The following is a 615-nucleotide window of genomic DNA, read 5'->3' as shown; positions in this document are numbered from 1 at the left end:
TTACAAAGCTAATGAAAACCTTTAATAAAATAAAAAAATTCTCTGGATATTTGGATTACAACATAGAAGAAGCTGTTTTGAATTTCTCCAAAAAGTTTTTCTTGGCTTGATGTATCCGTTTTCGTGTGTGCTTTGGGCGATTTTTTGACCCTTTTCGCTCCTGTTCTTCGTCAGATAGCCCGCTATCTTCCTCATCACAGAAGCAAAAAAGCCTCAAAAACTCATCCCAAATCATCGCACGATAAATTCAAAACAGCTTCTTATTAATAACTATTTTTTTTCTTGCAATGGACACGCAACAAGAACTCGACCGCACGCTGCAAAGGCAAGACTTCGGATCACCGGCAGAATATTTTAGAAAAGTTGCATGTCGGCAATTCCATCCGCGCACTGGATGTGGCGAGAGAGTTGCATTTGTTGTAAGAGGTTGTTTTGATTTTTCCGATAAGTTTGCTTGGCAGATACGAACCAATATATGATTGAAAGGTTCAGTATCTGTTTCAAGGTGTCTTCTTTTTATGTTCTCCAATTGAAAACCGTACGGTTTCCATATCGAGAACGTACGGTTTTCAATTGGAGAACGTACGGTTTTGATATGGAAACCATAAAAGGATG

2 protein-coding genes are annotated in these 615 nt (G+C 38.4%); both read right to left on the bottom strand.

Features of this window, described 5'->3' with window-relative positions; translation table 11 throughout:
* Positions 1–55: 55 nt before the first annotated feature.
* Positions 56–235, bottom strand: a complete 180-nt coding sequence (locus B5F71_RS20585; protein ID WP_158098169.1) for a hypothetical protein — start codon at positions 233–235, stop codon at positions 56–58.
* Positions 236–247: 12 nt separating this feature from the next.
* Positions 248–615 (bottom strand): hypothetical protein (locus tag B5F71_RS20875; protein ID WP_206423878.1); only part of this gene is annotated, 368 nt, incomplete at its 5' end.

It is taken from the genome of Bacteroides sp. An269, from assembly GCF_002159755.1.
Taxonomy (GTDB): domain Bacteria; phylum Bacteroidota; class Bacteroidia; order Bacteroidales; family Bacteroidaceae; genus Phocaeicola; species Phocaeicola intestinalis.
Note: the sequence above shows the minus strand (reverse complement) of the source record. Positions and strands in the feature narration are given on the sequence as shown.

Excerpts from the sequence above, each read along its gene's own strand:
- B5F71_RS20585 (WP_158098169.1), bottom strand. The coding sequence starts at position 235 with ATGATTTGGGATGAGTTTTTGAGGCTTTTTTGCTTCTGTGATGAGGAA.